This window comes from Rheinheimera mangrovi (genome assembly GCF_003990335.1).
Lineage (GTDB): Bacteria > Pseudomonadota > Gammaproteobacteria > Enterobacterales > Alteromonadaceae > Pararheinheimera > Pararheinheimera mangrovi.
On record NZ_CP034683.1, the window covers coordinates 3,831,878 to 3,847,619 of the forward strand.

The window sequence follows — 15,742 nt, forward strand, 5'->3', positions numbered from 1 at the left end:
ATTTTTTTCATTTCACTGGATTAAAACCCTATGTTATTCCAAGGCCAACTGACTACAAGTCACGCTATTCGTCAATCCATGCGCGACCATTATCGCGCTGATGAAGATCAGGTACTCAACAACTTATTGCCTATTGCTGATATTGGCCCTGCGGCGCGCAGCCGTGCCTGGGAAAAAGCCCGTCAGTTGGTGGTAAATATCCGTGAAGCTCAGGTCGGTAAAGGCGGTGTAGACGCCTTGTTGAACGAATTCTCTTTGTCGACCGAAGAAGGTTTAGTGCTGATGTGTTTAGCCGAAGCCTTATTGCGTGTACCAGACAAACACACAGCTGACCTTTTGATCCGCGACAAGTTATCCAATGGCGATTGGAGCTCGCATTTAGGCAATAGCGAATCCCTATTTGTGAATATCTCGGCCTGGGGTTTATTGCTGACTGGCAAGTTGGTGAATTACAGCGACGATCAGAAAAAAGCTCAGTTTGGTTTATTAAAACGTACCTGTGGCCGTATGGGCGAGCCGGTGATCCGTCAGGCTGTGCGTTATGCGATGCAAATTATGGGTACCCAATTTGTCATGGGCACCAGCATCGAAAAAGCGGTAGAACGTGCAGTAGAGCTGGAAAGCAAAGGTTTTACTTACTCCTACGATATGCTGGGTGAAGGCGCCCGCACTATGGACGACGCCAACCGTTATTTCGACAGTTACATGATGGCAATTAAAGTCATAGGCACTGCAGCGAAAAAACGTGGCCCATTAAAAAGCCCTGGCATTTCAGTCAAGTTATCGGCCATTCACCCACGCTACGAATTTACCCATCGCGACCGCGTGATCAGTGAATTAGTGCCACGCTTAAAACAACTGGCGATTGCCGCTAAGGCCTATGACATCAGCTTTACAGTGGATGCAGAAGAAGCTGACCGTTTAGATTTATCCCTGGATATTATCGAAGCTGTATTCTCAGATCCGGAATTAAACGGTTGGGAAGGTTTTGGTTTAGCAGTGCAGGCCTACTCCAAACGTGGTTTATTTGTGATTGAATGGCTGCGCGAGCTGACAGTAAAAGTCGGCCGTAAAATGATGGTGCGTCTGGTCAAAGGCGCCTACTGGGATACTGAAGTTAAAATCAGCCAGACCGAAGGTTTAAGTGACTTCCCGGTATTTAGCCGCAAGCCGTCCACTGACGTGTCTTATCAGGCTTGTGCCAAAAAAATGCTGGAATACCGTGACAGTATTTACCCTATGTTCGCTACTCACAACGCTTACACAGTAGCCACTATTTTAGAAATGGCACCGGACCGCACTGGTTATGAGTTCCAGCGTTTACACGGTATGGGTGATGCGCTGTACGATCAGGTGGTGGCCGATGACAAAGTTCCTTGCCGTATTTATGCCCCTGTCGGTGAACACTCTGACTTACTGGCTTACTTAGTCCGTCGTTTATTAGAAAACGGCGCCAACAGCTCCTTTGTGAACAACATAGTCGATGAAACTATTCCGGTGGAATCTTTATTAAAAGATCCGGTTGAGACAGTGCGGGCCTGGAGCAAAAAACGCAATAACTCTATTCCGTTACCCCACCAGCTGTACGGTGCGGCTCGCCTGAACTCTAAAGGTCAGGACTTTACCGATATCGATCAAGTGACTGCGATGCGCGAAGCTATGGACAGATGGCTCGCTTCCGTCAGCCAGATTGAAGTACCGGCAGGTGCTTTTGCTGTCACTAACCCGGCCAACACCAAAGAAGTGATAGGTTTCCATCATCACAGCACGGCTGAGCAGATGCAGCAAACTGTGGCATTAGCCGAAGCCGCTTTCCCGGCCTGGTCTGCAACAGCTGTAACTGAACGCGCTCTGCTTTTAAATAAACTTGCTGATCAACTGGAATTACACCGCGACGAATTACTGGCTTTATGTATTAAAGAAGCAGGTAAAACAGTGGGCGACAGCATGGCCGAAGTACGCGAAGCTGTTGATTTCTGTCGTTATTATGCTGCTGAAGCCACTAAAAACTTGCAGGCGGCTCAAGCCCGTGGTGTAGTGCTGTGTATCAGCCCATGGAACTTCCCACTGGCTATTTTCTTAGGTCAGGTCAGCGCAGCTTTAGTGGCTGGTAATACAGTAGTCGCCAAACCTGCCGAACAAACCAGCTTAATTGCTGTACGTACTCTGGAGCTGATGAAAGCCGCAGGTTTCCCGGACAATGTAGTGCAGTTAGTCATAGCTCCAGGTCGTCAGGTCGGTGAAGTCATAGTGCCGGATACGCGTATTCAGGCGGTAATGTTTACCGGTTCTACTGAAACAGGTGCCTGGATTGCCCGTAAACTGGCCGAACGTGGTGGCGAGCCAGTGCCACTGATTGCCGAAACCGGTGGTCAGAACTGTATGATAGTCGATTCTACTGCTCTGCCTGAGCAAGTGGTGGACGATGTGATCTCTTCTGGTTTCCAGAGCGCTGGTCAACGTTGTTCAGCCCTTCGAGTGCTGTTTCTGCAGGAAGATGTGGCCGATAAGATCATCACCATGATCAAAGGCGCGATGAAAGAGCTGCATGTCGGCGACCCAGCCTGGTTAAGCACTGACTTAGGTCCAGTGATTGATGCCAAAGCTTTAGAGCGTTTAAACCAGCATGTGCAGTATCTGGAAGGCAAAGCTACTCTGCATTATGTCTGTGATGCCCCAGCTGCTGGCGATCATTATTTCTTCGCACCACGTTTATATGAAATCAGCAGCCTGAATCTGCTGGAACGTGAAGTTTTTGGCCCTGTGGTACATATCATCCGCTTTAAAGCCGAAGAACTGGATAAAGTCATTCAGCAAATCAATGCTACAGGCTACGGCCTGACGATGGGCATTCATAGCCGTATAGCTCAAACCACCATGAAAGTCGCCAGCGAAATCAAAGCGGGTAACATTTACGTGAACCGCAATATGATTGGTGCTGTGGTCGGTGTTCAGCCTTTTGGTGGCCGTGGTTTATCTGGTACTGGCCCTAAAGCAGGTGGCCCGTTCTACTTAAGCCGTCTGGTAAAAGAACATGAATTACAGGCTGCTGCTTTGGATGCTGCGGTACAACAACAGTTGGAAGCTGCCAGCGGTTTTGATGCTCAGCTCAATACTCAACTGCAGCAAATGGCTGTGGCTCAAGTGGCCTGGCTGAACCAAAACGTCAACAACAGAGGCTCTGTGTTACGTCGTTTTATCGCTCAGCTGGCTGGTAACAAACTGGTGTCAGAGCAAGAACACGACTTAAACGACGTGATCACAGCAGCCCGTGAACAGCTGCAGTTTATTGAAAAAGAACTGGCTCAGCCCATCACTCTGCCAGGACCTACGGGTGAGTCCAACCAATTACATCTGGAAGCCAAAGGTGTAGTGGCGCTTATTCGTAGCGAACACAGCAGCTTCCAACATTGGATGCTGGCGTTAATCACAGCTCTGGTTTCAGGCAATGCAGTCGTCAGCACTGCTGCTGAAGCTCAGCAAGCCGAGATGGATACCTGCCGTAAGCTGTTACTGCAGGCCGGTTTACCAGCCAACCTGTTCCACTGGGTCAAGCTGCCAGCCTTAAAAGCGCTATTAGCCCACCCAGTGCTGGCAACAGCTGTGATTGAAGGTACCAATCCACTGAAAGCTTTATCTGCGCAGTGGATGGCGGCCCGTGATGGCGCTATCAGTGCTTTAGTCACCAGTCCTGCCGATCATCAGTTGTTGCACCGTTTAGTGACAGAAAAAACCGTCACCATCAATACAACAGCTGCCGGAGGTAATGCCTCGCTGATGACCATGACAGATAATCTGGGTTAAAACTTCAGCAAAAGCTAATTAAATAGAGAGCCCGCCTTGTTGCGGGCTTTTTTTTCGACCGAATATGATGTATCATTTTTTTCATATTTTCGCTTATTCATGAATTCCCGTAATTCGGCAATTCCAGAGTTTACCTATGACAGCACCAGCTCAGCTTAAAGTTTTGTCTATCGCCGAATTGCAGCCAGGCATGTACGTGGTGGCTGTGCATAAGCAAAAAGGTAAGGTAGAGATTAAAACCCAGGGCTGGGCCAGAACTGCTGCAGTGATAGCACAACTGAAGCAAAAAGGTGTGCTGGAACTGGTGGTCGATTTAAGTAAAACTCTGGAACAACCTAAAGTAGACGCAGCAGCTCCCGCAGAAGCTGAGTCTGCAGCAACAAGCAGAAGCCGCGAAAAGGTCAGTTTTGAGCAAGAGCTTGGCCAGGCGAACCTGTTGTACCAACAAGCCAAAGGCCTGCAAAAAAAAGCTTTTGCCGATATTCAGGCAGGCCGCGCGCTGAACCTGCAACAATTCCAGGATTGTGCCACAGGCTTTATCGACTCAGTATTTCGCAATCAGGATGCCTTACTTTGCATCAGCCGTATCCGCGAAAAAGATGCGTACCTGCTGGAACATTCGGTCAATGTGTCTATTCTGATGACCATTTTTGCCAAGCAAATGAAGTTTGACGAAGATTTGATCCAACAACTGGCCACAGGCGCCTTGCTGCACGATATAGGCAAAATTCTGGTACCGGATAGCATACTGAATAAACCCGGCAAGCTGACCGCTGAAGAGTTTGCTGAAATGCGTCGCCATGTGGTGTACAGCAAAGAAATTCTCGACAAAATACCAGGCTTAAGCCCCATCAGTATTGATGTGGCGGCCGTGCATCACGAGCGGCTGGATGGCAAAGGTTACCCACATGGTTTGGCCGAATCACAAATTTCAGTCTATGGCCGGATGATTTCTATTGTGGATACCTACGATGCCATCACGGCACAACGTTGCTATAAAGAAGGCCAGACTGGCATTTCAGCCTTGAAGATCTTAAAACGCGAATCACCTGCCAGTTTCGATCCTGTACTCTTGGCTCAATTTATCAAAGCCATAGGGATCCACCCAGTCGGCACGCTGGTGAAACTCAGTAATGAGAAACTGGGCATAGTGCTCAAAGCGAATGAACTGGACCCGCTGCGCCCTGTGATCAAGGTGTTTTACAACTGCAAGTTCAAACGTTATATCGAAATTTCTATTGTTGATTTGGCGAGTAATAAAGTGGATCTGGAAATTGAAGGCGCTGTGATGCCTGAAGATTTTGGCATTGATATTATTCGTTTCTTCCGCCAGTCAGTGCTGGAGTAACAACGCCTTTAGCGGCGTTGGTAACTCCAGTCTGCTAATGCTTCGACACTAAACTGCACCTGATTAAACTGCAGTACAACGTATTGCGGCAATATTTCTTTCACCTGAATATCAGCTGTAACCCACTGACCTTGTTGCAAGTCTTTGCCATTCACTTTGATCCAACGTTGTTTGGCATCAGTAGCATAGACGTGAGCTTCAAAGCGCAATGAAGGTAACTGGCGCTGCATTAAGTCATCCAGTTGATTAATATCCTGTGCCGGTACATCATGATAGTTAATTTCTTGTTTGCGTTGCTGTGGGCTATCTGCCGCCGCCAAAGCGGATTCAAATTTATCACGCAGCTCAGCCGATACATCGGATTGCTCCAGCTCTGCTGCTGGTAATAATTCGTCGACCGGGGTCAATTCTTCTGCTGTATCCGCTTCCTGCATTTGTTCAAAATCAACAAAGTCTTCATCTGTCGAGCGGCCTAACACTTTCTCACCACGTTTGGCCGATACCACCAATTGCGGCTCATCTTCCGGCACGGCTTCCAGTTGCACAGGCTCTGCTGGCTTTAATAAATCAGCCGCCAGTTGCAGTTCCATCGCAATATCTGCGGCGTTAGCAACAGCAGGAGCAGCCTGAACCGGGGCAACCACCACAGCAGATTCTGGCTGTTTTTTATCAAACTGATACTGACCAATAAAGAAGCCCAGTACTAAACCTAAAACCACTAACAAAGTTAAAGCCACAATACGCCAACCAGGGCCTGAGGCAGTTTTTACTGCCGCCACTGGCACTTGCTGTTGTTGCTTTAACGCATCCATTAATAACGACATCAAGAGTTCCTACCAAATAAGTGCAGACAGCCCTGCACCAACACCTAAGGCCACTAGGGTGAACACAGGCCATAACCAGACAGGCCAGGCGGCTTTGTCCTGTTGAGGTTTAATCGCCAGCACTTCTGAAGCAGCCTGATTAACCAGACCTGCGTCAATTAACGCCTTTTGCTGACTATAACCCCCTAACAAAGCGCGGTCGCAGATTAAATTGAGTAGGCGTGGAATACCACCTGATAATTGAAATAATTTTTTTACCGCAGAAGAAGTAAACACAGGACGGCTGCAACCAGCGACCTGTAAACGGTAACTGATGTACTGCTGCACTTCCTGCTCGGTCAAAGGCATTAAGTGATAACGGGCCGTGATCCGCTGTGCCAGCTGACGCAAATCCTGACGTTGTAACAACTGCTGTAATTCGGGCTGACCTATTAAAATCACCTGCAGCAGTTTTTTAGTATTGGTTTCCAGATTGGTTAACAGCCGCAATTGTTCCAGCACGGCTGGCTGCAAATGCTGGGCTTCGTCGATAATCAGAATAGTATTCTTACTGGCCTGATGGTTTTTCATCAAACGATTGGTAATTTTGTCGGTCAGCATTTTTAAGCTGGCGTCGGATTTCTTATAGCGGATTTTTAGCTGGTCACAAATAGCCGCCAATAACTCAAGCTCGTTTAAGGTTGGATTGAGGATAAAAGCCACTTCGGTTTGATCCGTCAGTTCCTGCAATAAACAACGGGAGACTGTAGTTTTACCTGTCCCAACTTCACCTGTTAACAACACAAAACCACCGGCTTCACCTAAACCGTAACGCAAATGCGCCAGAGCTTCGGCGTGACGAGGACTTAAAAATAGAAAGTCAGGGTTAGGCGCTATGGAAAAAGGCTGACTGGTTAAACCGAAAAATCCGGTGTACATAAGCTTCCCGCTGCTGAGTTAGGGCGACAATTGTAAGCAAGGCGTTATAATGGCAAAAAAATGATAGGTGTGAAAGCTTTGAAAATTTATCTTGTAGGCGGCGCTGTGCGCGACGAGCTGCTGGGTTACCCGGCTTTAGATAAAGACTGGCTGGTGGTCGGTGCTACCCCCGAACAATTGTTGGCCTTGGGTTATCAGGCTGTGGGTAAGGATTTCCCGGTGTTTTTGCATCCCAAAACCAAACAGGAATACGCTTTGGCCCGCACCGAACGCAAACAAGGCCAGGGCTACACTGGCTTTGCCTGTTATTTTGCAGAGGACGTCACCTTAGAGCAGGATTTGCAGCGTCGTGACCTAACCATCAATGCGATAGCCAAAGATGATGCAGGCCAGCTGCATGACCCCTATGGCGGTATTGCTGATCTGAACGCCAAGGTTCTGCGTCATGTCTCCCCTGCTTTTAGTGAAGACCCACTGCGGGTATTAAGAGTTGCCCGTTTTTATGCCCGTTATTTTCATAAGGGTTTTACTGTAGCCGCTGAAACTTTGCAGCTCATGGCAGAACTGAGCCAGAGCGGAGAGCTGCAGCATTTAACAGCAGAGCGGGTCTGGCAGGAAACAGCCCGCGCTTTAACGGAACAAGACCCACAAGCTTATTTTGAATTGCTGCACAGCTGCGGTGCATTAAAAGTATTGATGCCAGAACTGGATCAGCTGTGGGGAGTACCCAACCCGCCACAGTGGCATCCGGAAATAGACACCGGTATGCACTGCATGCTCGTACTGAAACAAGCGGCGTTATTGTCTGACAGATTGGATGTGCGTTTTGCCGCACTTTGTCATGATCTGGGTAAAGGCATTACCGACCCGGCTTTATGGCCCAAACATCATGGTCACGAACATACAGGTTTGCCTTTGGTGCATCAGCTTTGCAGCCGTATTCGTGTACCCAACGACTGTCGTGATTTGGCATTGTTGGCCTGTGAGTATCATCAGTTGCTGCACAAAGCTTTTGAGCTTCGCCCTGCCACAGTACAAAAGCTATTTGATGGCATAGATTTATGGCGTAAACCTGAACGTCTGGATTTATTGCTACTCTGTGCCATAGCGGATTTACGAGGTCGTACCGGCTTTGAACAGGCTGCTTATCCGCAAGCAGATTATTTACGTCAGCTTGCAGTAGCAGCTCGTGCTATTGATGTGAAGGCTATAGTTGCTTTGGGTTTAAAAGGTGAGGCTATTAAACTGGAAGTTGCTAAGGCACGGCTTGAAGCCATTAACACCGCTAAACAACAGTGGCAGGAGCTGCATCCGGCCAGTTAAAAGCCACTTGCCACAGCTTTTGTGGCACTTGATAGTTTTGCCACATCTGCTGATAGTTTTGGCCTGTCAGCGGATGGATTTGCTCTGGCGCCAATTCGGATAAAGGCAACAATACAAAAGCATTTTTAGTAATTTCGTCCCGCGGTAATTCAACAGGTTCTTTGCACACGAGCTGATCGTAAGTCAGCAAATCCAGATCCAGTCGTTTGCCACAAAACTTAGGCGATTTCGCAGGCCGGCCATATTTTTGTTCTATCGCTTTAAAAGCAGCCACACAATCGGCTACAGATAAATGGGTGTTGGCTTCAGCCACCAGATTATAAAACGCATCACCATCAAAACCCACAGCTTCACTTTCATACACAGCAGAGCAGCGAATTTCACCGAATAACGCAGACAGCTCAAGATAAGCGGCGCTGATATGTACATCACGCTCTATATTGCTGCCAATACTGATATAAATCAGCGCCATTACCAGCTTCCACGCGATATAGACACACCAACACTGGCAGCAGCTGGCACAGCAGCAGGCTTAGCAATAGTCACTTTTACCGCTTTAGTCGGGAATTTTTCCAGCACCATAGCTGCTACTTTTTCAGCCACAGTTTCAATTAATTCGTGAGGTTGCTGGCAAAGCTCTGCAATGGCAGTACAAACGGCGCTGTAATCGAGGGTGTATTGCAAATCATCAGTGGCCGCGGCCTGACGGATATCTGTTGCCAGCTCCAAATCAAACTCCAGTGTCTGCTGTATGGCTTTTTCCCAGTCATACACACCTATTACCGTCTGAACCTTGAACTGTTTGATAAAAACTATATCCGTCATAGATTTCCGCTTTTGTTAAAGACTTGTTTCAGGTAGGCTGGTCGGATAGGCAAAAATTAAAAAAGCCTATACTCTGAACGCCTTATTAAACAGGACGCGATTTTAGCGCACTTTGCCGGACTGAGGAACCTTAATCCATGACCGTCACTATAGCGATTTTGATGCTGCTCGCTTATTTAAGCGGCTCAATCTCGTCTGCCATTCTGGTCAGTCGCATATTCAGGCTGCCCGATCCGCGTACTCATGGTTCATGTAATCCGGGCGCAACTAACGTATTGCGTTTAGGTGGCGCTGTTCCAGCATCTATGGTGCTAGTATTTGATGTGCTCAAAGGCACTATTCCTGTTTGGGGTTCTTATTTTTTAGGCATTGAAGCCTTTTATCTGGGCATGATTGCGGTCTGCGCCTGCTTGGGTCATATATTCCCCATATTTTTTGGCTTTAAAGGCGGTAAAGCTGTCGCCACAGCTTTTGGCAGTATGATGCCTATAGGCCTGGATTTAGCTGGTTTACTGATTTCTACCTGGATGATGCTGGTAGGTGCCACAGGCTACTCGTCACTGGCTGCTATTGTCACTGTGGGCCTTGCGCCCATTTTCACCTGGTTTATCAAACCTCTGTATACCATCCCCGTGTCTATGCTGAGCCTGCTGATTATTATCCGCCACAAAGACAATATCATCAGGCTCTGGAACAATCAGGAAACTAAGGTTTGGCATAAAAACCGCAAAACCAAACCAGAGGATCCTGAACAGGAATAATTAAAGTGCTGGTAATTGCTCCATAGGCCAACGTGGGGTCACGCCTATGGTTAAATCCTGCTGCTGTCCTGCTTTTAAACGTTGAAAGCCAGCAAAAGCGATCATAGCGCCATTGTCGGTGCAGAATTCTTTACGTGGGTAATAGACTTCACCTTTTAAGCTTTTCAATAAAACTTCCAGCTGTTCACGTAACGAGGTATTGGCGCTAACGCCTCCTGCCACCACTAAACGTTTTAAGCGCTGCTCTTTCAAAGCACGGCGACACTTTAATACCAATGTATCGACCACGGCTTGCTGAAAGGAAGCCGCTATATCAGCCTGTACTTCAGGGCTTTTTCCTTCGGCTGCAATCACATTAGCAGCAGCAGTTTTTAAGCCACTGAAACTGAAATTCAAACCTGGTCTGTCAGTCATAGGACGCGGAAAGGCATATTTATCGGCCTGCCCTTGGGTGGCTAATTTGGCAAGTAAAGGCCCGCCAGGATAATCCAGCCCCATTAATTTAGCCGTTTTATCAAAAGCTTCACCTGCGGCATCATCGACAGATTCGCCCAATAACTGGTATTGCCCAATGCCATCCACCCTAACTAACTGGGTATGACCGCCTGAGACTAACAACGCGATAAAAGGAAACTCCGGTGGGTTCTCTTCCAGCATAGGCGCCAGTAAATGGCCTTCCATATGATGCACAGCCAGTGCTGGTTTGCCCCAGGCAAAAGCTAAACTGCGCCCTATTGAAGCGCCTACTAACAAGGCTCCGGCTAAACCTGGGCCTGCTGTATAAGCAACACCATCTATGTCAGATGCCTGACACCCGGCTTCTTTTAACGCTTGTTGAATTAAAGGTAATGTTTTTCGGATATGGTCGCGTGAGGCCAGTTCAGGCACTACACCGCCATAATCAGCATGCAAAGGGATCTGGCTGTATAACACATGACTTAGCAGACCCCGCTCTTCGTCGTATACAGCGATGCCGGTTTCATCACACGATGTTTCTATGCCAAGTACTCGCATTTTTCTCCCCTTACCTATATGCTACGCGGCGAATTGTACTGGGATCCGAGCATCATCACCAGTACAACACTTATTGCTTTACATTGGGGCTGGCTTTTGAGTAAAATGCCGCACCATTTTTAATCGTATTGGTTAGACACTAACCAGAGTTGACCGAGGTGAGAATTTAATGCCTGTTGTTAAAGTAAAAGAAAACGAACCATTTGACGTAGCTTTACGTCGTTTCAAGCGCTCTTGTGAAAAAGCTGGCGTATTAGCAGATGTGCGCGCTAAAGAGTTTTTCGAGAAGCCAACTTGGGTTCGTAAGCGTAAGAAAGCTGCCGCTGTTAAGCGTCACATGAAAAAGCTTTCTCGCGAAAACGCTCGTCGTATCAAGCTTTACTAAGATTATTGCCTGACCTATGGCATTGTTAGAACAGCTGCAAGTAGCACAAAAAGACGCAATGCGTGCCAAAGACAAATTGCGTCTCGGCACTATTCGTTTAGCTTTAGCTGAAATCAAACAACGTCAAATTGATTCGCAGATGGTGCCTGATGACGCCAATATTCTTCCTGTGTTGACCAAAATGGTAAAACAGCGGAAAGAGTCTGCCAGTCAGTACAGTGCAGCAGGTCGGCAAGATTTAGCTGATATTGAATTAGCAGAAATCGTAATCGTAGAACAGTTTTTGCCACAAGCCTTATCTCAGGCCGAGCTGAATGATTTAGTGCAACAAGCTATTACTGCTGTTGCAGCCTGTGGAATGCAGGACATGGCGAAAGTCATGGCCCACTTAAAACCACAGGTTCAAGGCCGTACTGATATGGCCGTTTTAAGTCAGGTTATTAAAGCTCGTTTGAGTTAAGCTTCTAGCTGAACTACTGCACGCCGTGCCTCTAGCACGGCTTGTCTTTTTCTGTATACCCGTCGTACTTGAAGCTGCAGCTTTGTTGACTGCGCTCATTCGCCCCAGTCACATAGTGTATCTATGCTCTTGGGTCTCACGAGCTTGTCGCCTCCCTGCAACGTCAAGTTGCTTGGGTATATATCAGTAGATGAGGAAAAAGGTGGCAGGACAAATCCCCAGACACTTTATCGACGACTTATTAGCTCGTACAGATATAGTGGAACTGATTGATCACAGAGTTCCGTTAAAAAAAGCCGGTAAGAATTACCAGGCTTGTTGCCCTTTCCATAACGAAAAATCCCCTTCTTTTACCGTAAGTAGCGACAAACAGTTTTATCATTGCTTTGGTTGTGGAGCTCACGGCAATGCCATCAGTTTTATGATGGCGTACGAACAGCTTGAATTTGTAGAAGCTATTGAAGAACTGGCGAAGCAACACCATTTAGAGATACCACGCGAACAAGGCAGTGGTAAGCAGTATCCGCAGGCTCAGGCCGACGATTACAGTCAGATGCAAAAAGCGGCAGATTTGTATCAGCAACAGCTGAAACAACAGGTTCATGCTGCAACTTATTTGCACAAACGTGGTATTTCAGAAGCCACAGCAACAAAATACGGCATAGGCTACGCGCCGGACAGCTGGGATTTTGTATTAAAGCAGTTAGGCGCTTCACGTTCAGCCCGTGATCAGCTGTTTGAAATTAAACTGATCAGCCGCAATGATCAGGGCCGTGAATACGATTTTTTCCGTGACCGGCTGATGTTTCCGATCCGGGATAAACGCGGCAGAGTGATAGGTTTTGGCGGCAGAGTGATAGGTGAAGGTACGCCTAAGTATCTAAACTCTCCTGAGACCCGACTTTTCCATAAAGGCCGTGAACTTTATGGCTTATACGAAGCCAGACAAAGCCAGGATAGGCTGAATCGAGTGCTGATAGTTGAAGGTTATATGGACGTGGTGGGTCTGGCTGAGCAAGGAATATCTTTTGCCGTGGCTTGTTTAGGCACCGCCACGACCCCAGATCACATGCATACGTTATTCCGCCTGACCAGCACTGTCACTTGCTGTTATGACGGCGACAGAGCAGGCCGCGACGCCGCATGGCGAGCCTTACAAAGTGCCTTACCGCATTTAAAAGACGGCGTGGAACTGAATTTTGTCTTTTTACCGGACGGCGAAGACCCAGATTCACTGGTGCAAAAAGAAGGTAAAGATGCCTTTTTAAACCGTCTGGAACAGGCCATGCCTTTAGGTCAGTATTTATTTGACCATCTGGCCAAAGAGTTAGATTTAAACAGCGATGCCGGAAAATCTGCCTTATGGGTTAAAGGTAACGAGCTGATTAAACAAATTCCAAGTGAATTTTACCGCGATGCCTTGTTTGAAACTTTGGGATCGCTGGTTGGTAAATCGTCGCAGCAAAATACGGCGACCAGAAACCAGAACAAGGTGCAGAGCAAAGCGCCTGCGACCACAAAAATTACGCCGATGCGCCGGGCTATTGCGTTGTTGTTGCAATACCCTGCCCTAGCCAAAGTGATGCCACTGGCTCCCGAATTGGCAGAAGCGAATTTACCTGGTATTCAGTTATTGCTGACAGTACAGGGCACTTTATTAGCTCAGCCTGAACTGACCACTGCACAATTGCTGGAACATTGGCGCGATACGCCTGAATACAACATATTGGTGAAACTGGCTTTATGGGACCATCAGGTTGCCGAAGAGCAGTTAACCAAAGAATTTCTGGATACTTTTAGGTCTATTGAAGATCAGTATCTGGGCCAACGTCTGGAAGAATTGCAACGCAAAGATACATTGCAGCAACTAACCACGGCGGAAAAACACGAATTTGTGTTGCTGTTAAAAGCTTTTAAAAGCAAATAACCGTGAGTAAGCCGTCATTGTGCGGTGGCTAGAAAAGCCGCGCTTTGTTATAATCGCTAATTCGCATTTTTGAACTAACTATTTGGGTGGAAGAACAGCCTCTATGGAGCATAATCCTCAGTCGCAACTAAAACTCCTGATCTTAAAGGGTAAAGAGCAAGGTTATTTGACCTTTGCTGAAGTTAATGATCATCTTCCACAAGATATTATTGACTCCGATCAGATCGAAGACATTATCCGTATGATCAATGACATGGGTATTCAGGTGTTTGAAACAGCACCAGATGCCGATGACCTGATCATGTCTGACGCTGCGCCGGACGAAGACGCCGCAGAAGAAGCCGCTCAGGCTTTAGTCAGTGTGGATAAAGAGTTAGGTCGCACTACAGATCCGGTCCGCATGTATATGCGCGAAATGGGCACTGTAGAGCTGTTAACCCGTGAAGGCGAAATCGACATCGCCAAGCGGATTGAAGATGGTATCAATCAGGTTCAGACCTCTGTTGCTGAATACCCTGAAGCCATCACCTACCTGTTAGAACAGTGGGATAAATTTGAAGCCGAAGAAATTCGCTTAAGTGACATTGTCACCGCTTTTATCGATCCAAATGAAGTGGATGATATGGCCCCAACGGCCACTCATATCGGTTCTGACGTGCCAGAAGAAGAACTGGCCGATGAAGACGCTGATATCACAGGCGATGACGAAGAGTCAGAAGACTCGGACGAAGAGGCAGACACTGGCCCGGATCCGGAAATGGCGCGCGAGAAGTTTGGTGAACTCCGTACTCAGTACGAAGTTACCCGTGCCTCGATCGTCAAAAACGGCCGTGAACACCCAACCACCAAAGAAGAAATTGAAAAGCTGAGCGAAGTTTTCCGTTGCTTCCGTTTAGTGCCAAAACAGTTCGACCGTCTGGTCAAAAACATGCGTGAAATGATGGACCGCGTGCGCGTCCAGGAACGTATTGTGATGAAGAACTGCGTTGAGTACGCAAAAATGCCAAAGAAAAACTTTATGAAGTCTTTCAGTGGCAACGAAAACTCAACAGCATGGATCGACGCCGAAATTGCAGCAGGTAAACCTTACTCAGCCAAGCTGGGTGAGATGCGTGACGATTTGTTCCGCAGCGTTGAGAAGCTGAAAAAAATTGAAGAAGAAACTGGTCTTTCTATTTTTAAAATTAAAGATATCAACCGTCGCATGTCGATTGGTGAAGCTAAGGCCCGTCGTGCGAAAAAAGAAATGGTTGAGGCGAACTTACGTCTGGTTATTTCTATCGCGAAAAAATACACCAACCGTGGTTTACAATTCCTTGATTTAATTCAGGAAGGTAACATCGGCTTGATGAAGGCTGTCGACAAGTTCGAATACCGTCGTGGTTATAAGTTTTCAACTTATGCTACATGGTGGATCCGTCAGGCCATTACCCGTTCTATCGCTGACCAGGCCCGTACTATCCGGATCCCTGTGCATATGATCGAAACCATCAACAAACTGAACCGTATTTCACGTCAGATGTTGCAGGAAATGGGGCGTGAGCCGTCTCCGGAAGAACTGTCCGAACGTATGGGCATGCCGGAAGACAAGATCCGTAAAGTGCTGAAAATTGCCAAAGAGCCAATCTCCATGGAAACGCCAATAGGTGACGATGAAGATTCGCATCTGGGCGATTTTATCGAAGACAGCTCTTCAGAATCGCCGCTGGATTCAGCCACCATGGAAAGCTTAAAAGCCGCCACCAACGAAGTGTTGGCCGGTTTAACAGCCCGTGAAGCAAAAGTACTGCGTATGCGTTTTGGTATCGATATGAATACCGACCATACACTGGAAGAAGTGGGTAAACAGTTTGACGTAACACGGGAACGTATCCGTCAAATCGAAGCCAAAGCGCTGCGTAAACTGCGCCACCCTTCCCGTTCAGAAGTGTTAAAAAGCTTCCTCGACGAGTAGATTGGTCTGAATTAGAGAGGCACCGCAAGGTGCCTTTTTAGATCCTAGTTGTTAATAAAGTCAGTTCAACTCCGTGCTGTCCCCATACTTGCGGTGCCCGCCAGAATAAATCCGCAACTTCAAACTGCACAGCATCTAGCCTCCGTGTTTATGTAGTTTTACCTGCTCTATTTAGCCACCGCACTGATCCATCCATCTT

13 protein-coding genes are annotated in these 15,742 nt (G+C 47.5%); 8 read left to right on the forward strand and 5 right to left on the reverse strand.

Annotation, left to right across the window (positions count from 1 at the left end):
- Positions 1–30 precede the first annotated feature (30 nt).
- Positions 31–3,804, forward strand: coding sequence for a bifunctional proline dehydrogenase/L-glutamate gamma-semialdehyde dehydrogenase PutA (putA, locus tag EK374_RS17335; protein WP_127025795.1), 3,774 nt, complete (start codon positions 31–33; stop codon positions 3,802–3,804).
- 136 nt (positions 3,805–3,940) lie between these two features.
- Positions 3,941–5,152 (forward strand): HD-GYP domain-containing protein, encoded by a 1,212-nt coding sequence (locus tag EK374_RS17340; protein ID WP_127025796.1) that lies wholly within the window; start codon positions 3,941–3,943, stop codon positions 5,150–5,152.
- A gap of 8 nt (positions 5,153–5,160) precedes the next feature.
- On the opposite strand, the gene EK374_RS17345 is transcribed toward EK374_RS17340, so the two are convergent.
- Positions 5,161–5,976 carry a general secretion pathway protein GspB gene (locus EK374_RS17345; RefSeq protein ID WP_127025797.1) on the reverse strand — a complete coding sequence of 272 codons (816 nt, stop codon included), beginning with the start codon at positions 5,974–5,976 and terminating at the stop codon, positions 5,161–5,163.
- A 9-nt stretch (positions 5,977–5,985) separates the two neighbouring features.
- Positions 5,986–6,894 carry an ExeA family protein gene (locus tag EK374_RS17350; protein ID WP_127025798.1) on the reverse strand — a complete coding sequence of 303 codons (909 nt, stop codon included), beginning with the start codon at positions 6,892–6,894 and terminating at the stop codon, positions 5,986–5,988.
- A gap of 78 nt (positions 6,895–6,972) precedes the next feature.
- On the opposite strand from EK374_RS17350, the gene EK374_RS17355 reads away from it, so the two are divergent.
- Complete coding sequence (locus tag EK374_RS17355; protein WP_127025799.1) at positions 6,973–8,217, forward strand: multifunctional CCA addition/repair protein; 1,245 nt, start codon at positions 6,973–6,975, stop codon at positions 8,215–8,217.
- On the opposite strand, the gene folK is transcribed toward EK374_RS17355, so the two are convergent.
- Together folK and folB are read right to left on the reverse strand one after the other, a co-directional pair.
- Entirely contained in the window at positions 8,180–8,689 is a 510-nt protein-coding gene (folK, locus tag EK374_RS17360; protein ID WP_127025800.1) for a 2-amino-4-hydroxy-6-hydroxymethyldihydropteridine diphosphokinase, read from the reverse strand. The genes EK374_RS17355 and folK overlap by 38 nt on opposite strands.
- A complete protein-coding gene (folB, locus tag EK374_RS17365) occupies positions 8,689–9,042 on the reverse strand; it encodes a dihydroneopterin aldolase (protein WP_127025801.1) in 354 nt (117 codons plus the stop codon). Before folB ends, folK begins: the two co-directional genes overlap by 1 nt.
- A 137-nt stretch (positions 9,043–9,179) precedes the next feature.
- On the opposite strand from folB, the gene plsY reads away from it, so the two are divergent.
- Entirely contained in the window at positions 9,180–9,803 is a 624-nt protein-coding gene (gene plsY, locus EK374_RS17370; protein WP_127025802.1) for a glycerol-3-phosphate 1-O-acyltransferase PlsY, read from the forward strand.
- On the opposite strand, the gene tsaD is transcribed toward plsY, so the two are convergent.
- Entirely contained in the window at positions 9,804–10,817 is a 1,014-nt protein-coding gene (gene tsaD / locus EK374_RS17375) for a tRNA (adenosine(37)-N6)-threonylcarbamoyltransferase complex transferase subunit TsaD (protein ID WP_127025803.1), read from the reverse strand.
- 169 nt (positions 10,818–10,986) lie between these two features.
- On the opposite strand from tsaD, the gene rpsU reads away from it, so the two are divergent.
- The 4 genes from rpsU to rpoD all read left to right on the forward strand — a co-directional run bounded on the left by rpsU (position 10,987) and on the right by rpoD (position 15,543).
- Positions 10,987–11,202, forward strand: coding sequence for a 30S ribosomal protein S21 (gene rpsU, locus EK374_RS17380; RefSeq protein WP_031567241.1), 216 nt, complete (start codon positions 10,987–10,989; stop codon positions 11,200–11,202).
- 16 nt (positions 11,203–11,218) lie between these two features.
- Positions 11,219–11,662: a GatB/YqeY domain-containing protein gene (locus EK374_RS17385; RefSeq protein WP_127025804.1), complete on the forward strand. Its 444-nt coding sequence runs from the start codon at positions 11,219–11,221 to the stop codon at positions 11,660–11,662.
- A 202-nt stretch (positions 11,663–11,864) separates the two neighbouring features.
- Positions 11,865–13,589, forward strand: coding sequence for a DNA primase (gene dnaG / locus EK374_RS17390; protein ID WP_127025805.1), 1,725 nt, complete (start codon positions 11,865–11,867; stop codon positions 13,587–13,589).
- A gap of 103 nt (positions 13,590–13,692) precedes the next feature.
- A complete protein-coding gene (gene rpoD / locus EK374_RS17395) occupies positions 13,693–15,543 on the forward strand; it encodes an RNA polymerase sigma factor RpoD (RefSeq protein WP_127025806.1) in 1,851 nt (616 codons plus the stop codon).
- Positions 15,544–15,742: the final 199 nt, after the last annotated feature.